The organism is Bradyrhizobium sp. C-145 (assembly GCF_023375135.1).
Classification (GTDB): Bacteria; Pseudomonadota; Alphaproteobacteria; order Rhizobiales; family Xanthobacteraceae; genus Bradyrhizobium; species Bradyrhizobium zhanjiangense.
On record NZ_CP088150.1, the window covers coordinates 8,289,343 to 8,304,657 of the forward strand.

A 15,315-nucleotide genomic window follows, 5' to 3' on the forward strand; every position below is an offset into this window, starting at 1 on the left:
GGGTTAGAAAATTTCGTCGTAAGTCCTCCGACCCCATCTAGCGCAAATCGGTCCGGGCGGTCCCACGCAATTTTGCGCCATCCGGCACGAATGCCCCCGCCATCACGCAAACGCTACTCGGATGGGCAGGCGGTTGCCGCTAAAAGCGTCGCCCCTGATTCCAAAAGTTTTTTCGTGATGAAACCGTCCGTCAAGGCGAACCTCGCCGCATTTCAACCCGACGCCAGACTGTATTTGACACTCGGCATCGCCAACTGGTCGGTTTTCGTCGATCACATCCCGAACAACGTCGTCAACCTGCTGACGCTGCGAAACTTCGGCTTCAGCGGCGCCGCGGATTTGTTCGTGTTCGTGGCCGGTTATGGCGTCGCCATCATCCACGGCCGGATGGCGCTGGAGCGCGGCTACGTCGTCGCGGCGACGCGCATCTTTCGACGCGTCTGGCGGCTCTACGCCGCCTACGTCGTCCTGTTCGTCATCTATATCGACGCCATCGCCTATGTCGCCTCGCAATCGATGGCACCGGAAATCATCCACGAATACAACATCTCGGGGATTCTCGAGCATCCGCTGCGCATCCTGATCCGCGGTCTCGTGCTCCAGGAGGAGCCGCTGAACCTCGACCTCCTGCAATTGATGGTCCCGCTGATGGCCTTCTTTCCGCTTGTGCTGTGGGGCCTGTTGCGGCGGCCGAACGTGACGCTGGCGGCATCGGTCGCGCTGTACCTTGCCGCACGCTGGTTCGACTGGAATTTCCGGGTCTATCCGGACCAGGAGTGGACCTTCAATCCGCTCTGCTGGCAGATGCTGATGGTGCTGGGCGGCTGGTTCGCGGTGACGGGCGCGCCCGGGCGGGCGCTGCGCGGCATGCCCTGGCTGCGGATCCTCGCCGGGACCTATCTCGTCTTCGCGATGGCCGTCACCCTGATGCGCCATTCACCGGCGCTCTCCGCTTATCTGCCGGACGTCCTCCTCAACGGCATCGCGCCGACCGACAAGGAAAACCTCGCGCCTTATCGCGTGCTTCACTTCCTTGCGCTCGCCTTCCTCGCGACCCATCTCATTCCGGCCGATCATCCCGGCTTGCAATTGAAGCCGCTACAGGCGGTCATCAGGTGCGGCGAGGAATGGCTCGCCGTGTTCTGCGTCGGCGTATTCCTGTCCTTTGCAGGTCATCTCATCCTGATCACCGGGCCCAATATGGTGGTGATGCAGGTCGTCGTGAGCCTCGCCGGCTTCGCCGCGATGACCGCGGTCGCCTATTACATCGCCTGGTCGAAGTGGCAGGACCTGCCCGCCGCCTTGCGGCAACAGGCCTAGCGGGTGCGCATCCGATTCCCCTAAAGCGCGTGAGATCAGGATGAATCGTCATCGCACTTTAGGTTATTGTTTGAGCATGATCTTTTCGGAAAACCGCTACACACTTTTCCGGATCATGCTCTAGGCCGGCGGCCGCGGCTGCGCTATGCGGAGCAGAAGCGGGTTGCGAGGAGACCGGACGTGGTGACGGCGAACAGCGAGGGTGATGAGGCCGACGGCGCGCCCCGGCGCGGCCGGCCGCGATCGATCGAGACCACCAACGCCATTCTCGAAAGCGCCTATGCGCTGATGGCCACCACCGGCCTTGCCGCCACCACCATCGACGCGGTCGCGCGGCACTCCAGCGTCTCCAAGATGACGATCTACAAATGGTGGCCGTCCCGCGAGGCGCTTCTGATCGATGCCTTTCTCCACCACGCCGCGCAGATGCTGCCGCTGCCGCCGGTGAGCTCCGGAACGCCGGCGGCGCGTGCACGCCGCCATGCCGCGGCCTATGCCGAGGCACTCCAGGGCGAGTTCGGCAAGGTGCAGCTCGCCGTGATCTCCGAATGTATTTCGAGGACCGGCTCCGCCGAGCTGTTCTACGCCCGCTATTTGCGGTTCCGCCGCGACGCGCTGGTCGAGATGATCGCAGCGGGCCAGAAGGACGGCAGCATCCTGGCCGAGGGACTGCCCGAGGATCTCTACGACGCAATCTATGGCGGCCTGTTCTACCGCTATGTCTTCGGCATCGCACCGATCACGCCGGCTTACGCGCGCAATCTGGTCGATTTGGTGCTGCGGCCGAAGGGCTGACCTCGCATCACCGCACGGGCCTGACCGGGGCCGAAATCTTGTCGGTACGATCGCGCTCGGTCATGTCGACCACCGTCTCCATCGGCGCGATGAGCTCGTAGACGTAGGAGACGTCGGTGAAGTAGCGCTTGGCGGTGCCGCCGAGCGCCTCGGGCGCGACGCGGTCGAGCAGGATCAGGCCGAAATCGGAATCCGGGCGGCGCGTCGCCTCGCTGGTGTTGAACTCCTCCCAGCGGAAATTGAAAATCTCGTCGGGCTCCTCGCCCGTCACCGTCCAATTGGCCGTGATGTGCGGATGCTTGCCGACCAGCGACAGGCCTTCGTCGGAATGCGAGGCGAGCTCGAAGAACAGCAGCGACAGGCTCTGCGCCGCGCGCGCGCTGACCGCGATGTCGGGACCGGTGACGGCGATGCGATCGGCATGCGGGATGGCGCGCGCTTCGAACAGCCCCTTCAGCTTGACACCCTGCCACTGGCTCTCGCTGAGCAGCGAGACCACGTTCGACATGGCGTGGATGCGGCCGATCAGCAACTCGCGCGCGACGTCGATATCCGAGCCGTGGCGCAGCGTGCGTGTCACGATCGACTGGATCACCGCCAGGATGTTCTTGACCCGGTGGTTGAGCTCGTCGATGACAGCGGTGAGCCGACGCTCGAAGCCGATCCGCACCTGGATTTCCCGGCTGAGCCGCAGATTGTTGTAGGCGACATAGCCGAACAGGCCGCACACCATCGCGGTGATGGCGAGGCCGATCGCCGCGACGATGATGGCGGTCTGCTCGGCGCGACGCGCCGAATTGGTCTTCGCGTAATAGGCGAGCTGCCAGTCACGGCCACCGAAGCTCACCGTGCGCATGGCCGACGGCGCCAGTCCGTCCGCCGCCGTCATACGCGTGGAGACCACGCCCTGGTCGTTGGCAACGAGCTCGCCGCCGTCCCTGCGCGGATCCCTGAGCGCGACCGAGAACAACGACATGTCGTCATTGGTCAGCATCAGCGAAGCAAGCTCATAGGAAAATGTGACGAACCCGGCCGGCTCCGTTGCACCTTCGGGAATGACGGGCGCGGCCACGATGACGCCGATTGGGCCGTTGCCGCGGAGCAGCGGAATCGGGTCTGAGGCGATCGACCGCTTCTCGACCCGGGCACGCGTCAGCATGGCGCTGCGAACCGGATCCTGATCGTAGCTGCGGCCAGGCAGTGCCTTGGTCTCGTTGCTGCGCGGCTCGAGGTCCATCAGCACGTCGATCGGCTGGGTGACATCGGCGGAATTGATCGGCTTGTCGTCAAACATGCGGATCCGCGGATTGGGGAAGCCGGCGCCGGCAATGGCAGCCTGCGCCGCCGTAAGCTCGTTCGGCTTCAGCCGGGCAATCCAGCCGGCCACCACGAAGTCGGTCTTGAAGGCGTAGATGGCCGAGCGCAGCGGCTCCAGCATGCTCGGCTTGATCACGGATGGCGCACGGAACAAGCCGGAGGCGACACGCGCGAGCAGCTCCCGCTCGGTGAGGCGATCCTGGACCAGGCTTGCGTGAACGTCGATCGCACGCGCGAGCGCGATCCGGTCCAGCGCCAGCTCCTGATCGTGAACGCGATAGGCCGCAAGCCCGGAGAGCAAGGCTCCGAGCAGAGCGATGAAGCCAATGATGAAACCCAGCCGGACCACTTCGACTACTCAGGCGAATGCAGGAGGTCGGCAATAAACACGGAGCATATGAATGCCGCTCGAACGGCCATGTGCCGAAACAGGGTGAACCCCCAGTGGCGGAGATAATGGAGGAGGAGGCATCAGTACGCAACGTAGGTCGGCTGAAAAGCTTAATCCGTCCGGCCGATGGTCCGGCCGGCATGGATTTGCCCCTTGGGGGCCAGGAGGTAGTTAATCGCCGTGTCCGAAATTTGTTCCGCGGTTGCGGCCCTGCCCCGGGGTATTGGGGCAAAAACGCCTGCGCTAAGTCGTCGCGTCCGTCGGGCCCCGCCGTTTTAAGCGTCCCGTTTTAAGCCACCCTTGGTCTCGATGAAGCCGACGATGCGATCGAGACCCTGGCTCTTCTTCAGGTTGGTCATGACGAAGGGACGCTGGCCGCGCATGCGCTTGGCATCCGTCTCCATCTTTTCCAGGGAGGCTCCGACATGCGGTGCCAGGTCGATCTTGTTGATGACAAGAAGGTCTGACCGGGTGATCCCCGGGCCACCCTTGGACGGGATCTTGTCGCCGGCGGCAACGTCAATGACGTAGATGGTGAGGTCAGCCAGCTCCGGGGAAAAAGTGGCAGCCAGATTGTCGCCACCGGACTCGATCAGCACGAGATCGAGGTCCGGGAATTTCGCGCGCATGTCCGCCACCGCCGCGAGATTCATCGAGGCGTCCTCGCGAATCGCGGTGTGCGGGCAGCCGCCGGTCTCGACCCCCGCGATGCGGTCCGGCGTCAGCGAGCCCGAACGCACGAGGTATTCCGCATCCCATTTGGTGTAGATGTCGTTGGTGATCGCGGCGATGTCATAGCGCTCGCGCATGGTCTTGCAGAGCAGGTCCATCAGCGCGGTCTTGCCCGATCCGACCGGGCCGCCGACACCGACGCGCAAGGGTCCGTGAGTTTTCGACATGTCGCTCGCTCTTTCCTAACGTCGTCCCGGCGAAGGCCGGGACCCATAGCCACCGAATCCGGTTGATAGGGCGGGCTGTGGCCGCATCCCTCCATCTCCACGAAGATTCGTGGTTATGGGTCCCGGCCTGCGCCGGGACGACGGCTGAATGTGGCGCAGCAAGCTCACGATCGGAACAGCCGCGTATATTGCGTCTCGTGCCGTAGGCTGGCGAGATCGGCGCGGAAGGTCGCGCTGCCGAGATCGTCCAATGTCGCATTCAGCGCACGATTGGCGGTCGCGGCGGTGGCGGCTTCCAGCCTCACCAGCACACGCTGGCTGTCGGTCTGGCCGAGCGGAATGAGACGGCTGGCCGCGGAAATCCAGTTCGAGACCAGGGCATGCAAGAAGGCGTGGAGTGTCGGCGCCAGCGGCACCCCGTGCATCGCGGCGACCACGCCGACCGCGACGGGATAGACCAGGGGCGTACGGCATGCCGCAACCATGGCATCCAGGCCATCGGCATCCCACGCAGCGCGGGCGATGTCGATGAAGGCACGGCCCTGCGAGGTCGTTTCCAGCTGTCGTTCGCGCGACGGCACGAAGGCGGCGGCCAGCTCGGCGATATCATTCAAAGTGGTGGTCTCGCCCGCTTCCGCGGCGCGATAGGCATGGACCAGGAACGTCGCATCGCAAAGGCCCGAGCCGTCGCCGAGCATCGCGTCGAGCCAGTCCGCCAGCGTCGCGGTGTCGGTGATATCGCCGGCCTCGACCGCCCATTCGATGCCGCTGGAATAGGAGAACCCGCCGACAGGGAATGCCGGCGACAGCCAGGTCATCAACCGGTACAGCGCGGCCGCCTCGCGCCCGGCGAGGTCAGCGGGGCTGACCGGCTCATTTGTGGTCATGAGCATGCTTGTGGCCGTGGTGATGGTCGGGGTGGTCGCAATGCTCGTCGTGGTGATGGTGATGATCGTGACCATGGTCATGCGCGGCATGGCCATGATGGTGGTGATCATGACCGTGATGATCATGGTGATCGTGATGGCCGTGATCGTGATGCGCATGATCGTCGTGCCCATGCGCGTGGCCGGCATCGGCATAGGCGCCGCCCTCGGGATCGAACGGCGCCTCGATCTCGATCACGCGGGCGCCGAGACCCTTCACCATGGCTTCGATGACGTGGTCGCGGCGGATGCGCAACGCTTTGGCCATGATCTGCGTCGGCAGATGGCGGTTGCCGAGATGCCAGGCGACGCGGATGAGATGGTGCGGATCGCGACCGCGGATCTCCAGCAGCGGCTCGGGCGCCGCCACCACCTCGACCAGCCGGCCGTCCTCCAGCACCAGCGCGTCGCCGCCGCGCAGCGCGACGGCGTGCTCCAGGTCGAGCAGGAATTCGAGCCCGCGCGTCCCCGTCATCGCCATGCGGCGGCGGTGCCGATCGTCGAAATCGAGCACGACCGTATCCACGGGGGGTTCCGTGAAGCGGTGCTGCCCCTTGACCTGCGTCGCCCGGATCATGCGTTTACCTCGTTACCGTGTCTCGACCTTCTCGGGCGTGATCACCTCGATCTTCGGCGGCGCCGTGAAGCACTTCACTGCGACGCGGCCGAACGTCTTCATGTGCTCCATGGCGCGGTGCGGCACCAGCGCCTCGGCATTCTCCCATTGCTCGACGAATACCATCTTGCTGGGATCGGTGACGCTCTCGTGCAAATCGTAGGCGATATTGCCGGGCTCCTTCCGCGTCTCCTTGATGCAGGCGGTGGCGGCTGCAATGAATTCGGCGCGCGTTTCGGGCTTGATGGTCAAGGTGGCAACGACATAGATCACGAGAAATCCTCCCGGCTTTTCTTCTAAGGGTACGATACCGGGCGGGACATTAGACCAGGCCGGATCGAACGCAACAGCGGAAAAGCCGTCTCCGGACTTGATCCGGGGACATACGTTGAGGTGCTATTTCAGTACATGAAATATCGCTGCGCCATCGGCAGCACCTCGGCGGGGGCGCAGGTCAGCAGCTCGCCGTCGGCGCGGACCTCATAGGTCTCCGCATCGACCTCGATATTGGGCGTCGCGTCGTTGTGAATCATGCTCTTCTTGGAGATCTTGCCGCGGGTGTTCTGGACGGCATAGAGCTTCTTGTCGATGCCGAGTTTTCGCGCAAGACCGCCGGTGACCGCGGCCTTCGAGGTGAACACCACCGAGGACGCCGTCCGCGCCTTGCCGAAGGCGCCGAACATCGGCTGGTAGTGCACCGGCTGCGGCGTCGGGATCGAGGCGTTGGGATCGCCCATGGGCGCCGCGACGATGCTGCCGCCCTTGACGATGCAGTCCGGCTTGACGCCGAAGAAGGCCGGCGACCACAGCACGAGATCGGCGAGCTTGCCCTTCTCGACCGAGCCGATCAGCTTCGACACGCCGTGGGCGATGGCGGGATTGATGGTGTATTTGGCGATGTAGCGCTTGACGCGGAAATTGTCGTTGTCCTTGCCTCTGTCCTGCGGCAGCGACCCGCGCTGCTTCTTCATCTTGTCGGCGGTCTGCCAGGTCCGGATGATGACCTCGCCGAGACGGCCCATGGCCTGCGAGTCCGAGGACATCATCGAGAGCGCGCCGAGATCGTGCAGAATGTCCTCGGCGGCGATGGTTTCTTTCCGGATGCGACTTTCCGCGAAAGCCAGGTCTTCCGCGATCGAGGGATCGAGGTGGTGGCACACCATCAGCATGTCGAGATGCTCGTCGATGGTGTTGCGCGTAAACGGCCGCGTCGGATTGGTCGAGGACGGCAGCACGTTCTTCAGGCCGGCGACCTTGATGATGTCAGGCGCATGACCCCCGCCGGCGCCTTCGGTGTGGAAGGCATGGATGGTGCGGCCCTTGAACGCCTTGATTGTATCCTCGACGAAGCCGGATTCGTTCAGCGTGTCGGTGTGGATCATCACCTGGATATCGTGATCGTCGGCGACCGACAGGCAGTTGTCGATTGCCGCCGGCGTCGTGCCCCAATCCTCGTGCAGCTTCAGTGCGCAGGCGCCGGCTCTGATCATCTCGACCAGCGCAGCGGGCCGCGAGGCGTTGCCCTTGCCGGAGATCCCGAGATTGACTGGAAAGGCGTCGAACGACTGGATCATCCGCGCGATGTGCCACGGCCCCGGCGTGCAGGTGGTGGCGAAGGTGCCGTGCGATGGCCCGGTGCCGCCCCCGAGCATCGAGGTGACGCCGCTCATCAGCGCGTGCTCGATCTGCTGCGGGCAGATGAAGTGGATGTGGCTGTCGAAGCCGCCGGCGGTGAGGATCTTGCCTTCGCCTGCGATAACATCTGTGCCCGGGCCGATGACGATAGTGACGCCGGGCTGGATATCGGGATTGCCGGCCTTGCCAATCGCGGAGATCATGCCGTCCTTGATCGCGACGTCGGCTTTCACGATGCCCCAATGGTCGACGATCAGCGCATTGGTGATGACGGTGTCGGCCGCGCCCTGCCGGTTGGTGACCTGCGACTGCCCCATGCCGTCGCGGATCACCTTGCCGCCGCCGAACTTCACCTCCTCGCCGTAGGTGGTGAAATCCTTCTCCACCTCGATGATCAGGTCGGTGTCGGCCAGCCGCACCCTGTCGCCGGTGGTCGGGCCGAACATGTCGGCATAGACGGAACGTTTGATCTTTACGGACATGCCTTGCTCCAGCCTCTGGCTCGAATGACACTCATTTTGATTGCTGCTTGCAGAACGCCTGAAATTTCGCGGCGGCGTCGAGACCAACCTTGGACCCTTCGCGAACGGCGGTGCCCGCGAGCTTGAATTCGAGCACCCCCGTCTGCTTGAACCGCTCGAACTGCGGGCTCGAAACCGGCAGATCAAAGCCATACTGCCAGCCCGATATCTCGGAATACGAGACCGACAACATCACAAACGATTCCTTCTCGAACGGTGCGACATTCACCTTAGGATACTGGTCGGCACTGATCACATTGCCGATCGCGCGCCGCAGCGCCTTGTTCGCATCACCACGTACCTCGACCCGATCGGATCCGGCGGCGCAGTCGAACGAAGGAGAGCCGATGGCATCGGTGGCCTCGTCCGTGTCCGTGATCGCAAGCAGAGCCCGCCCGTTCTGATCGAAGAAGCGCCATCGCGTCTCATCCGCATTTGCCTGCGGCGGACCAAACGAGAGGCCAATGCACGTCGAGATAGCCCAACTGCACGTCGAGATAGCCCAACGTCTCGTCAGCGCTGCAAGCTGGCTCACAGCAAAGCCCTCGCTGCCTTCGCGGCATCATCGAATTTCGAATCGAGCCACGTATTGCCGCCGCGGCAACCGGCGACCACCTTTTCGGCCCAACCGGTGTAGTCAGCGAGGTCGTCGCGCTCTTGAGTGGTCGGATCGGTTTGAATGCGCGCGCCAATGTTGCTGATCTTGTCGGCGATTTTGATCAGCTTGGCGCCGGGGGACTTGTGCGGCGCGTCCTCGATCTGTTTCTGTCGCCGCTCGGCCTTCGGCAGACTCATGTCATCGGTGCACTCGGCGACGAGCGAGGCGATGCGCTCGGAAAATCTCTGCGCCAGCTCCTCGCGCGTGGTATCGGTGTCCTCGATCACGTCATGCAGCCAGCCGGCCGCGACCAGCTCGGCATCGGCACCCTCGGTCGCGGTCGCCAGCAGGTTCGCGACCTCGGCGAGATGATTAATATAAGGCTCATTGCCGCGCCCCTTGCGCGCCATGCCGTTGTGGCGATGCGCAGCGAGCTCGGCAGCTTCGGAGACAAGGCGGATCGGTGTCAGCATGGCAAAGACCTCCGTTTTCGCCTCAACCGTGCCGCACCAGGCTCGTTCCTTCGGAGATCACAGCTTCCCCATCACGTCGCCGCGGAAGCCATAAATGGTCTTCTTCCCGGCCATGGCGACGAGCTGGACGTCACGGGTCTGGCCGGGCTCGAAGCGGACGGCGGTCCCGGCGGCGATGTCGAGGCGCATGCCGCGGGACTTCTTGCGGTCAAACTTCAGCGCCGGGTTGGTCTCGAAGAAATGGTAATGCGAGCCGACCTGGATCGGGCGGTCGCCGGTGTTGGCAACCGTCAGCGTCACGGTCTTGCGGCCGGCATTGAGCTCGATCTCGCCGTCCTGAATGAAGAGTTCGCCGGGGATCATGCTTCTCGCTCCTACCTGATCGGCTCGTGCACGGTGACGAGCTTGGTGCCGTCCGGAAAGGTCGCCTCGACCTGGATGTCGTGGATCATCTCGGGGATGCCGGGCATCACTTGGTCGCGGGTCAGCACCTGCGCGCCGGATTGCATCAGCTCGGCGACGGTGCGGCCGTCGCGCGCGCCTTCGAGGATGAAGTCGGAGATGATCGCGACCGCCTCGGGATGGTTGAGCTTGACGCCGCGGTCCAGCCGACGGCGCGCCACGATGGCCGCCATCGAGATCAGAAGCTTGTCCTTTTCGCGGGGAGACAGGTTCATGCGAAATCTCTTCCATTCAACACGTCAATTCAGCCGGTCAGTTCAGCCAGAGCCGCGGCAGGGCCGTGCCGGTGCGCGCCAGCACGGCCATCATGTCGGCGCGCAAGCGCGCCGCATCTTGGGCACAGAACCGCGCCATTGCAAAGCCATTCCAGGCGGATATCCCGACCTCGCCGGCGAACGATTCCGATGCCTCGCGAATGCGTTCGACCAACGCCTCGTCGCCGGGCACGATCAGGGCCGTGCCGATCGCGGCGCCACTCTTGGCCACGGCGGATTGCGCCAGTTTTTCACCGATATGACCATGTAGCCTGACAGTCTCTGCGAACACGAGCCTGCCGCCGCGAGAGAGCCGCCAGCGATCGACGAACTCGCCCTGCTCCATCCGCTCGCCCATGGCGGTGCGACCGAACACCACGATCTCGCAGAGCAGGAGCGAAGCTGCCTCATCGAGTGCGATGTCGAAACGGCGATGGACACGGGCGCGGTCAAACAGGATCGTTTCCTGGGGCAGCCAGGACAGATGCGCACCTGCGCCGACCCTCAGCCCGATATTGAGCCCGGCCGCCTTGTCCTGCGCACGATAGACCTTTTCTGCGGCCGCCGTCGTCAGCGTCAGCCGCGCAGCGTCAGCGGCCGTGATCTCAATGTCGAAGCGATCGCCGCCGGCGACCCCGCCAGCCGTGTTGACGAACACGCCGGAGAGCCCCTCGCCTTCCGGCGAGGGAAAGCGCACGCGCAGCGAACCGGACTCATGCAAGGTCCCGCGCCGTGTCACGCCATCGCGTGCATGGACGTCGAACCGCACCGCGCCGCGGGCGCGGTTGGCCTCGAAAACCGTTGCTGTGACCGAAACGTCGCTGCGCATCTGCCTCCCCCAGCCGGTCGCGGCAGAATGGCTTACAGCGCCATCTGGCGGCTGATTTCGCTCGCGTCGAGATTGGAGCGGTCGCAGGTGAACTTCACCGCGCCGCGATCCATCACCGCGAAACTGTCGCCGAGTTCGCAGGCAAAGTCGAGATATTGTTCGACCAGGACGATCGCGATGTTGCCTAGGTTGCGCAGGTAGGAGATGGCGCGGCCGATGTCCTTGATGATCGAGGGCTGGATGCCCTCGGTCGGCTCGTCGAGCAGCAGCAGCTTTGGTCGCATCACCAGCGCGCGCCCAATCGCGAGCTGCTGCTGCTGGCCGCCGGAGAGGTCGCCACCGCGCCGGCCGAGCATGGATTGCAGCACGGGGAAGAGCGAGAATACGTCGTCCGGAATGTGCTTGTCCTCGCGCCTGAGCGGGCCGAAGCCGGTCTTGAGGTTCTCCTCGACCGTGAGCAGCGGAAAGATCTCGCGGCCCTGCGGCACGAAGCCGATGCCTTTGCGCGCCCGCTCATAGGGCTTCAGGCCCGTGATGTCGCTGCCGTCAAGCACGATCGCGCCCGAGGAGATCGGATATTGCCCGACCATGGCGCGCAAGAGCGAGGTCTTGCCGACGCCGTTGCGCCCGAGCACGCAAGTCACCTTGCCCGGCTCGGCCGAGATCGAGACGCCGCGCAGCGCTTGGGCCGCGCCGTAGAACAGGTTGATGTCCTTGACCTCAAGCATCGCTCAGCGTCCCAGATAGACTTCGATGACCCGCTCGTTGGACGAGACCTGGTCGATGGTGCCTTCCGCCAGCACGGTGCCTTCATGCAGGCAGGTGACCTTGACGCCGAGCTCGCGCACAAAGGTCATGTCGTGCTCAACGACCATCACGGTGTGGGTCTTGTTGATCTCTTTGAGCAGCTCGGCGGTGAGATGCGTCTCGACGTCGGTCATCCCTGCGACCGGCTCGTCGACGAGGAGCAGCTTCGGATCCTGCGCCAGCAGCATGCCGATCTCGAGCCACTGCTTCTGACCGTGGCTGAGGCTGCCGGCGAGGCGGTTGCGGGCCTCGGTGAGGCGGATCGTCTCCAGCACCTTGTCGATGCGCTCGGATTCCGCCTTGCTGCCGCGCCAGAACAGCGTGCCGCGAACCGAATGATCGACGTTGAGCGCGAGCAGGAGATTGTCCTGCACGCTCTGGCTCTCGAACACGGTCGGCTTCTGGAACTTGCGGCCGATGCCGAGCTCGGCGATGCGGGTCTCGTCGAGCCGCGTCAGATCGGTGACGCCGTCGAACAGCACGGTGCCCTCGTCCGGCTTGGTCTTGCCGGTGATGATGTCCATCATCGTGGTCTTGCCGGCGCCGTTCGGACCGATGATGGCGCGCATCTCGCCGGGCTCGAGCGTCAGCGACAAATTGTTGATGGCGTGGAAGCCGTCGAACGAGACGTGCACGCCGTCCAGGTAAAGCATTGCGGAGGTTGCGCGGGTGTCCATGACGTTCATCGCCCTACTCCGCCATCTTGGGTTCGGTGACGCCGTCTTCGGCCGCAGCGCTCGCAATGGCTGCAGCGGTGCGCTTTTCCCTCGAGGAGTCCCACCAGGCATTGAAGGTGCCGACGATGCCCTTGGGCAGCAGTAGCGTCACCAGGATGAACAGCGCGCCCAGCATGAACAGCCAGTACGGCGCCAGCACGCCGGAGGTGAAGAAGGTCTTGGCGTAATTGACGACGATGGCGCCGAGCGCAGCACCGACCAGCGTGCCGCGGCCGCCGACCGCGACCCAGATCACCGCCTCGATCGAATTGCCGGGCGCGAATTCGGATGGATTGATGATGCCGACCTGAGGCACGTAGAGCGCGCCGGCGACGCCGGCCATGCAGGCCGACACCGTGAACACGAACAGCTTGTAGGATTCGACGCGGTAGCCGAGGAAGCGCGTGCGCGATTCCGCATCGCGCACCGCGATCAGCACCTTGCCGAGCTTGGAGGAGACAATGGCGCGGCAGATCAGGAAACCTGCAATCAGCGCCAGACAGCTCAGCGCGAACAATGCGGCACGCGTGCCCTCCGCCTGCACGTTGAAGCCGAGGATGTCCTTGAAGTCGGTCAGGCCATTGTTGCCGCCGAAGCCGAAATCGTTGCGGAAGAAGGCGAGCAGCAGCGCATAGGTCATCGCCTGCGTGATGATCGACAGGTACACGCCGGTGACGCGGGAGCGGAAGGCGAGCCAGCCGAAGCAGAAGGCGAGCAGGCCCGGCACGACCAGCACCATCAGGGCCGCAAACCAGAACATGTCGAAGCCGTACCAGTACCAGGGCAGCTTCTGCCAATTCAGGAATACCATGAAGTCGGGCAGGATCGGGTTGCCGTAGACGCCACGGGTGCCGATCTGCCGCATCAGGTACATGCCCATGGCGTAGCCGCCGAGCGCGAAGAACGCACCGTGGCCGAGCGAGAGGATGCCGCAATAGCCCCAGATCAGGTCGATCGCGAGCGCGAGGATGGCGTAGCAGACATATTTACCCCAGAGCGCGACGAGATAGGTCGGCACCTGCAGGAACGAGCCCGCGGGCAGCAGCAGGTTGGAAAGCGGGATGAGGATGCCGCAGGCTGCGACGACAGCAAGGAAGATCGTCGCACTGCGGTCCAGCGAGCGCGTCAGCATGTGAGGAGTCATGCTTCCACCGCACGGCCCTTGAGCGCGAACAGGCCGCGCGGGCGCTTTTGAATGAACAGGATGATGAGAACCAGGATGGCGATCTTGCCGAGCACGGCGCCGGCGACCGGCTCCAGGAACTTGTTGGCGATGCCGAGCGTGAAGGCGCCGACCAGGGTGCCCCAGAGATTGCCGACGCCGCCGAACACCACGACCATGAAGCTGTCGATGATGTAGCTCTGGCCGAGATTGGGGCTGACATTGTCGATCTGCGATAGCGCCACGCCGGCGATGCCGGCAATGCCCGAGCCGAGCCCGAAAGTGAGCGCATCGACGCGCGAGGTCGCAATGCCCATCGAAGCCGCCATGCGGCGGTTTTGCGTCACCGCGCGCATCTCGAGGCCGAGCGCGGTATAGCGCAGCATCGCGAGCAGGATCGCGAACACGGCGAGTGTGAAGCAGAGAATCCAGAGCCGGTTATAGGTGATAGTGATCTGGCCGAGCTCGAACGCACCGCTCATCCAGGAGGGGTTACCGACCTCGCGGTTGGTCGGGCCGAACATGGTGCGCACAGCCTGTTGCAACACCAGCGACAGGCCCCAGGTCGCCAGCAGCGTCTCCAGCGGACGGCCGTAGAGGAAGCGGATGATGCTGCGCTCGATCAGGACGCCGATGGCACCGGCGACGAGGAAGGCGAGCGGCACCGCGATCAAGAGCGAATAGTCGAACAGGCCGGGATAACGGCTGCGGATCACCTCCTGCACCACGAAGGTGGTGTAAGCCCCTAACATCACCATTTCGCCGTGGGCCATGTTGATGACGCCCATCACGCCGAAGGTGATGGCGAGCCCGATCGCAGCGAGCAGCAGCACCGAGCCGAGCGAGAGCCCGTACCAGGCATTCTGCACCATGGACCAGACCGCGAGCGAGTTCTGGATCGAACCGATCGCGCTCGTGGCGGCCTTGGTGACCGACGCCGGCTGGTCGCCCATGCCGGTAAGCAGCGCCAGCGCCTCCTGGTCGCCGCGCGCCTTGAGGGTTGCGACCGCCTCGAGCTTCTCGACCTCGGTGGCATCGGACTTGAACAGCAGGATCGCCGCGCGGGCCTCACCGAGCGCGGCCTTGACGGATCGGTTGGTTTCCTTGGCGAGCGCGGCATCGACCGCCTCGAGCGCGGTCTCTTCATGCGACTTGAACACGGATTGCGCAGCCTGCAGGCGCGTCCCAACGTCCGGCGACTGCAGCGTCAGACTGCCGAGCGCGGCATCGACGCTGCGGCGCAGGCGGTTGTTGAGGCGAACCGCGCTCGCGCTGTCGGGAACGCTGGCAACGGCCTCGCCGGTCGCGGCATCGATCGACTTGCCGTCGGTGCCGGTGACGTAAACCTTCTTGCTGTCAGGATCCGCCATGAGACGGCCGTCCTGGAGCGCGCTGATGATCGGGAAGGCCAGCTTGTTGCCGCTGCCCGCGACCACACCGATCGCCTCTTCCGTGTCGGAAAAATCGTCATTGGCGAATTTGGCGACCGCATCCTCGAACGGACCGGCGAAGGCCGGCAGCGCGAACGCGATCAGAAACAGCGAAAGCACAAGCGAGCAGAGACGGGCAGACAAATGGGCTGGCACTGTGAATG

General features: G+C 64.3%; 17 protein-coding genes. 2 read left to right on the top strand and 15 right to left on the bottom strand.

All coding sequences use genetic code 11. The features are described from left to right. The first annotated feature begins 177 nt into the window (after positions 1 to 177). Positions 178 to 1,320 (top strand): OpgC domain-containing protein, encoded by a 1,143-nt coding sequence (locus LRP30_RS39005; protein WP_249761933.1) that lies wholly within the window; start codon positions 178 to 180, stop codon positions 1,318 to 1,320. A gap of 183 nt (positions 1,321 to 1,503) precedes the next feature. After that, positions 1,504 to 2,115 (top strand): TetR/AcrR family transcriptional regulator, encoded by a 612-nt coding sequence (locus LRP30_RS39010; RefSeq protein WP_206732767.1) that lies wholly within the window; start codon positions 1,504 to 1,506, stop codon positions 2,113 to 2,115. Positions 2,116 to 2,122: 7 nt separating this feature from the next. Here LRP30_RS39010 and LRP30_RS39015 read toward each other — a convergent pair whose 3' ends face one another. The 15 genes from LRP30_RS39015 to urtB all read right to left on the bottom strand — a co-directional run bounded on the left by LRP30_RS39015 (position 2,123) and on the right by urtB (position 15,307). After that, positions 2,123 to 3,781 carry an HWE histidine kinase domain-containing protein gene (locus tag LRP30_RS39015; protein WP_128936620.1) on the bottom strand — a complete coding sequence of 553 codons (1,659 nt, stop codon included), beginning with the start codon at positions 3,779 to 3,781 and terminating at the stop codon, positions 2,123 to 2,125. Positions 3,782 to 4,098: 317 nt separating this feature from the next. Then, positions 4,099 to 4,722, bottom strand: a complete 624-nt coding sequence (gene ureG / locus LRP30_RS39020) for an urease accessory protein UreG (protein ID WP_130214042.1) — start codon at positions 4,720 to 4,722, stop codon at positions 4,099 to 4,101. A gap of 164 nt (positions 4,723 to 4,886) precedes the next feature. Further along, positions 4,887 to 5,615, bottom strand: a complete 729-nt coding sequence (locus LRP30_RS39025) for an urease accessory protein UreF (protein ID WP_249761934.1) — start codon at positions 5,613 to 5,615, stop codon at positions 4,887 to 4,889. Continuing rightward, positions 5,596 to 6,225: an urease accessory protein UreE gene (locus tag LRP30_RS39030; protein WP_249758238.1), complete on the bottom strand. Its 630-nt coding sequence runs from the start codon at positions 6,223 to 6,225 to the stop codon at positions 5,596 to 5,598. The genes LRP30_RS39025 and LRP30_RS39030 overlap by 20 nt, the downstream gene beginning before the upstream one ends. A 12-nt stretch (positions 6,226 to 6,237) precedes the next feature. Beyond that, a complete protein-coding gene (locus LRP30_RS39035; protein WP_027553941.1) occupies positions 6,238 to 6,537 on the bottom strand; it encodes a putative quinol monooxygenase in 300 nt (99 codons plus the stop codon). A gap of 128 nt (positions 6,538 to 6,665) precedes the next feature. Next, the gene (ureC, locus tag LRP30_RS39040; protein ID WP_249758239.1) at positions 6,666 to 8,381 is read right to left on the bottom strand and encodes an urease subunit alpha; all 1,716 of its coding nucleotides are present in this window, start codon (positions 8,379 to 8,381) and stop codon (positions 6,666 to 6,668) included. Positions 8,382 to 8,412: 31 nt separating this feature from the next. Next, positions 8,413 to 8,955, bottom strand: a complete 543-nt coding sequence (locus LRP30_RS39045; protein ID WP_249758240.1) for a hypothetical protein — start codon at positions 8,953 to 8,955, stop codon at positions 8,413 to 8,415. Next, positions 8,952 to 9,491 (bottom strand): HD domain-containing protein, encoded by a 540-nt coding sequence (locus tag LRP30_RS39050; RefSeq protein WP_249758241.1) that lies wholly within the window; start codon positions 9,489 to 9,491, stop codon positions 8,952 to 8,954. Before LRP30_RS39050 ends, LRP30_RS39045 begins: the two co-directional genes overlap by 4 nt. 57 nt (positions 9,492 to 9,548) lie before the next feature. Beyond that, on the bottom strand, positions 9,549 to 9,854 hold the full coding sequence (locus LRP30_RS39055; protein WP_035708642.1) for an urease subunit beta: 306 nt from the start codon (positions 9,852 to 9,854) through the stop codon (positions 9,549 to 9,551). An 11-nt stretch (positions 9,855 to 9,865) separates the two neighbouring features. Beyond that, the gene (locus tag LRP30_RS39060) at positions 9,866 to 10,168 is read right to left on the bottom strand and encodes an urease subunit gamma (RefSeq protein ID WP_027553946.1); all 303 of its coding nucleotides are present in this window, start codon (positions 10,166 to 10,168) and stop codon (positions 9,866 to 9,868) included. 37 nt (positions 10,169 to 10,205) lie between these two features. Beyond that, complete coding sequence (locus tag LRP30_RS39065) at positions 10,206 to 11,036, bottom strand: urease accessory protein UreD (RefSeq protein ID WP_249758242.1); 831 nt, start codon at positions 11,034 to 11,036, stop codon at positions 10,206 to 10,208. A gap of 32 nt (positions 11,037 to 11,068) precedes the next feature. Further along, positions 11,069 to 11,764, bottom strand: a complete 696-nt coding sequence (urtE, locus tag LRP30_RS39070; RefSeq protein WP_128936628.1) for an urea ABC transporter ATP-binding subunit UrtE — start codon at positions 11,762 to 11,764, stop codon at positions 11,069 to 11,071. A gap of 3 nt (positions 11,765 to 11,767) precedes the next feature. Then, on the bottom strand, positions 11,768 to 12,529 hold the full coding sequence (gene urtD / locus LRP30_RS39075) for an urea ABC transporter ATP-binding protein UrtD (protein ID WP_128936629.1): 762 nt from the start codon (positions 12,527 to 12,529) through the stop codon (positions 11,768 to 11,770). A 4-nt stretch (positions 12,530 to 12,533) separates the two neighbouring features. Continuing rightward, positions 12,534 to 13,703, bottom strand: coding sequence for an urea ABC transporter permease subunit UrtC (gene urtC / locus LRP30_RS39080; RefSeq protein ID WP_128936630.1), 1,170 nt, complete (start codon positions 13,701 to 13,703; stop codon positions 12,534 to 12,536). Then, on the bottom strand, positions 13,700 to 15,307 hold the full coding sequence (gene urtB / locus LRP30_RS39085) for an urea ABC transporter permease subunit UrtB (RefSeq protein ID WP_249758243.1): 1,608 nt from the start codon (positions 15,305 to 15,307) through the stop codon (positions 13,700 to 13,702). The genes urtC and urtB overlap by 4 nt, the downstream gene beginning before the upstream one ends. Positions 15,308 to 15,315 lie beyond the last annotated feature (8 nt).